3 protein-coding genes are annotated in these 4,945 nt (G+C 72.9%); all 3 read right to left on the reverse strand.

All coding sequences use genetic code 11. The features are described 5' to 3' along the window. Nucleotides 1-1,488: serine/threonine-protein kinase (locus ND747_RS19940; protein ID WP_251735350.1), on the reverse strand; the 1,488-nt coding region annotated here is incomplete at its 3' end. 240 nt (nucleotides 1,489-1,728) lie between these two features. Then, nucleotides 1,729-2,796 (reverse strand): hemolysin family protein, encoded by a 1,068-nt coding sequence (locus ND747_RS19945; protein WP_251735352.1) that lies wholly within the window; start codon nucleotides 2,794-2,796, stop codon nucleotides 1,729-1,731. Further along, on the reverse strand, nucleotides 2,793-4,244 hold the full coding sequence (locus ND747_RS19950) for a hemolysin family protein (RefSeq protein ID WP_251735353.1): 1,452 nt from the start codon (nucleotides 4,242-4,244) through the stop codon (nucleotides 2,793-2,795). Before ND747_RS19950 ends, ND747_RS19945 begins: the two co-directional genes overlap by 4 nt. Nucleotides 4,245-4,945 lie beyond the last annotated feature (701 nt).

Here is a 4,945-nt window from a genome sequence, read left to right on the forward strand (position 1 = left end):
AAAAAGGCCCGGGACGCCCACCGCGACCGCCACCACAACCCGGACACCCCCGCCGAACTGCCGCGCGCGCCGCCGGCGCCCCGGCGGCGAGGCCGGCTCCGGGTCGACCGGCGGTGCGCCCGCGGATGTCGATGGGCCACCCGCGGGAGACGAGCCGACCGGCGCACCGGCCGGAGGATAAGCGCCGCCCGGCACCGGAGAACTGCCCGGCGCAGGCGACCCGATCGCAGGAGACGAGCCCGTCGGGTGAGCAGACCCGGCGGGGGCAGTGGGTCCGATCGGGGGCGGCGACCCGTGGGCGGACGGCCCCTGACGCAGCGGTGGCGGTGGGGCAACCGGTGGCGGTGAGGCAATCGGCGGTGGGGAGAGCTGGGTCTGCGGCATCGCCGACGACTGGGCGGCCCAGGCGGCAGACGATTCGGTGGCGACGGGCGTGGCCGGACTGGCCGAATCCGCCGAATCCGCCGGACCGGCCAGCGGGACCGGGGTGACGGGGGGTGTGCTGGCCCCGGTGGGGGCGTCGGCGCGTCCGCGCCGGCCCCACCGGCGCCGCGCCGGCTCTGGCTCGGCGGCCGGATCCCCGGCCGACCCGGGGGTGGTCGCGGGCTCGCCGGGTGGCCCGAGGGGGTGGACCGGCACGGGACCACCGGCGATCAGCGCGCTGCGCAGCTCCTCCGCGCTCGGCCGGGCCGCGGGATCCTTGGCCATGGCGGCCTCGACGAGTTCGCGCAACTCCGGGTTGAGGCTGTCGAGCTTCGGCGGCTCGTTGATGATCCGGTAGAGAATCGCCTCCATCCGGCCGGTACCGAACGGCGGCTGGCCGGTGGCAGCGAAGATCATCACTGCTCCCCAGGAGAAGATGTCGACCGCCGAGGTGATCGGGGCGTCGAGGATCTGCTCCGGTGACATGTAACCGGGGGTGCCGATGGCTTGGCGGACGTTGCGGGACAGCTCGGTGTCCGCGTTGAACTCGCGGGCCAGGCCGAAGTCGATCACCTTGGGGCCGACCGGGGAGAGCAGCACGTTGCCGGGGGTCAGATCGCGGTGCACGATGCCGGCGGCGTGGATGGCGGACAGCGCCGTGGTCGTGCTGACCGCGAGCTGCTCCAGGTCGGCGGGGCGCAGCGGCCCGCGGATCGACACGTGCCGGGACAGGGTGGGACCCTCGACGAACTCGGTCACCAGGTAGGGCTGCTGGCCGTGCGGGTCGGCGTCGAGCACGGCGGCGGTGGTGAACCGGCGGACCCGCCGGGCGCTTTCGGCCTCCCGGGCGAACCGGGCGCGGAACTCGGCCCGCTGGGCCAGCTCCGGTCGGATCACCTTGATTGCCACGGCGCTGCCGTCAGGCGCGCGGCCGAGGAACACCGTTCCCATCCCGCCCTGCCCGAGCCGGCCGATCACCTGGTAGGCCCCGAGGCTGCGAGGGTCGTCGGGCTGCAGCGGCCGTGCGGTGCTCCCGGTCAGCGGCGGTAGTGCCGACCCCGTCACCGTGCCCCACTCCCGCGGCGGCGCGCTGCGCCCCGCATACCCCCTGCTCCGGCGACGTCCGCCCACCCCGGCAGCCGTCAGTCTGACCTCCTCTTCATACCAGCAGGTGGTATGGGTCAGTAGCCCCCCGCACTGTCTCGGCCCCGACATCGCCGGGCAGGCCGGACCGTGCCGGGGTCGAGTGGGGCCGGGCCGGACGGGTGTCGGCCTGGCTCAGGCGGCCTGGCCAGGCGGGCCGGCTCAGGCAGGCTGGGGCTCCTGGCGCAGCCGGCCGCGTCCGGCGTCGTCGCGGATCTCGCCGACCAGCTCCTCCAGGATGTCCTCCAACGCGACCAGCCCGAGCACCTCGCCCGCCTCGTCGGTGACCCGGGCGAGGTGGGCGCCGGAGTGCTGCATGGTGGCCAGGGCCGTGCGCAGACTGTCGTCCGCGGCGACGTGCGCCAGCGGACGGATCCACTTGGCGGCCACCGGGCTCGTCCGTTTGGTCGAGCGGGTCTCCAGCACGTCCTTGAGGTGCAGGTAGCCGGTCAGTGTGCCGCCGGCGTCGCGGACCGGGAAACGGGTGTAGCCGGTGCGGGCGGCCAGCTGCTCGACCTCACGAGGCGTGATCGTCGGCGGGACGGTGACGAGGCTGCCGGGGGCGAGCAGCACGCCGCGGGCGGTGCGTTCCTCGAACGACAACGCGCCGGTGAGCAGCTCGTGCTCGTCCTGGGCGAGCAGGCCCTCCCGGTGGGACTCCTCGACCAGGCCGGCCACCTCGTCCCGGGTGAAGGTGCTGGCAACCTCGTCCTTCGGCTCGACGCCGACAGCACGTAGCGACAGGCTTGCCACCTTGTTCAGCACGATGATCAGTGGCTTGCCGAGCCGGACGAAGCCGACGAGCATCGGCGCGAGCAGGAGCACGGCCTTGTCCGGCATGGTCAGCGCGATGTTCTTGGGGACCATCTCGCCGATGACGACGTGCAGGAAGGTGACCAGCGCGAGGGCGACGGCGAACGACACCGGGTGCAGCAGCGCGGACGGCAGCGAGATCGCCTCGAACGGGCCGTGCAGCAGATCGGCGACCGCCGGTTCACCGAGAGCACCCAGGCCCAGGGTGCAGACGGTGACGCCAAGCTGGGCCCCGGCCAGCATCAGCGAGACGCGTTCCATCGCCCCCAGGGTGATTTTCGCGAGCCGGTTGCCGGCATCGGCGAGCGGCTCGATGCTGGTCCGCCGGGCCGAGATCAGCGCGAACTCGGCACCGACGAACAGGGCGTTGAGCAGCAGCAGGGCGAGGGTCGCCGAGACCGCGAACAGGGGGCTCATCGGGCCGACGCCCGCGACCCGCGGGTCTGGCCATCAGCGCCGGAACGACTCGTCGTACTGGTCGTACCGGTCGTACCGGTCGTGGCGCCGGCCGTATCGGTCGTGGCGCCGGTCGTACCGGCAGTATCGGTCGTGGCGCCGGTCGAGCCGGCCGCATCGGCCGGGACGAGTCGGACCCGGTCCACCCGGCGACCGTCCATCCGCTCGACGGTGTAGCGCACGCCGTCGAGCAGGGTGGTGTCCCCGCCGCGGGGGATGCGGCCGAGGGCGCGGGCCATCAGCCCGCCCAGGGTCTGGTAGGTGTCGTCGGTGGGGATCTCGATCCCGGTGATGTTGCCAGCCTCCTCGGGGCGCAGCAGACCAGAGAGCAGCCAGGTGCCGTCGTGGCGGCGCAGTGCGCGGGGGGAGACCCGGTCGTGTTCGTCGACGACGTCCCCGACGATCTCCTCGATCAGGTCCTCGGCGGTGACCAGGCCGTCCGTGCCACCGAACTCGTCGACGACGATGGCCATCTGCAGACCGCCGGCGCGCAGCGTCTCCAGCAGCGGCTCCAGCAACAGCGTGGACGGGACGGTCACCGGGGCGACCATGACCTCACGCACCGGCGTGCGGTCGCGGGCCTCCTCGGCGACGCCCACGGCGTTCTTGATGTGAATGACGCCGACCACGTCGTCACTGTCCGCACCGAGCACGGGGAAACGGGAATGGCCGGTGCGCCGGGTGAGAGTGATCACCTCGCTGATCGGCTCATCGGCATGGACGGTGCGCATCCGCATCCGGGGGGTCATCACGTCCTCGGCGGTGCGGTCGCCGAACAACAGTGACCGCTGGACCAGCGTCGCGGTCTCCTGGGAGAGGGTGCCGTGTTCGGCCGAACGCCCCACCAGAGAGAACAGCTCCTGCGCGGAGCGGGCGGAGGCCAGTTCCTCCTGCGGGGAGATGCCCAGGGGGTGCAGCAGCGCGTTCGAGGTCGCGTTCAGCGACCGGATGAGCAGTCCCGCAGCCCGGGTGAACGCCCGTTGCGGCCCCTGGACCATCTTGGCGGTGGCCAGTGGGCTGGACAGGGCCAGGTTCTTCGGGACCAGTTCACCGAAGACCATGGTGACGGCTGTGGCCAGTGCCATCGCGATGGTCACCGACAGCGCGTCGACGGCGCCGCCACCGACTCCGAGGCCGCGCAACGGGCCGCGCAGCAGCTCGGCGATGGCCGGTTCGGTCAGAAAGCCGATCGCCAGGTTCGTCACGGTGATGCCCAGCTGGGCACCCGAGAGCTGGGTGGACAGGGTGCGCAACGCGGCAAGCACACCACGGGCGCCGCGTTCGCCGCGTTCGGCGGCCCGCTCGATGGAGGGCCGGTCCGCGGTGACGAGGGCGAACTCGGCGGCGACGAAGATTCCACAGGCGGCGACGAGCGCCAGCCCCGCTAGCAGCAACAGCGCCTCGATCAACGGTCGACCCCCGTCGGCGCGTACGTGGGTCGGCCGGAACTACATCCGGCGTCGGCGGAGTCTGTCATGATCCCTTCCGGTCGGTGCAGGTCGACCTGCGCTGGCGATACCCCGTATCCGGGGCATCAACGCGCTGGGCGGCCCGTTCGTTTCACGATGACCCGTGGTCGCCGGGCGGTCCAGACCCGCGACAATCATCAGTAAAAGATCACGGCGTCAGCGTGCCGTCCAGCAGCGAAGCATGACGCCACGCCGATGGCCGGTACCTGCCCGGGCCCGGCGGTGGCTCACCCGATCAGGCCACGTCCACGCCGCGGTGTGGGTCGGCACCGCGCCCCGGGGGCCAGGCCCACACCCCATCGCGGGCCTGGTCCGCGCCACGCAGCGGGCAGGTCCATCCGTCGGGTGTCACGCACCGTGACTTTGGGCAGAGGTCCTACGACGAGAGTGGAAGGACGTTGCCAACGGCGCCGCCGCACGACCATCGCGGTGCCGCACGGGCATCCCGGCGTCGCCTCGAATCCGGCGCCGGACTGGGGAGGTCGCCATGTTCGGCCAGCACCGGCACCAACACCAACACCGCTGCCCGCTCGGCCGGGCGGCGCTGCTGCTCGCGGGCGCCGCCCTGGCGGTGGCCAGCGCCGCCGGGTGCGGCTCGGACGGCGGGTCGAGCGTCACGCCGGTCGCGCCCGCCGGCGGAC

Source organism: Frankia sp. R82 (genome assembly GCF_023716925.1).
Taxonomy (GTDB): domain Bacteria; phylum Actinomycetota; class Actinomycetes; order Frankiales; family Frankiaceae; genus Frankia.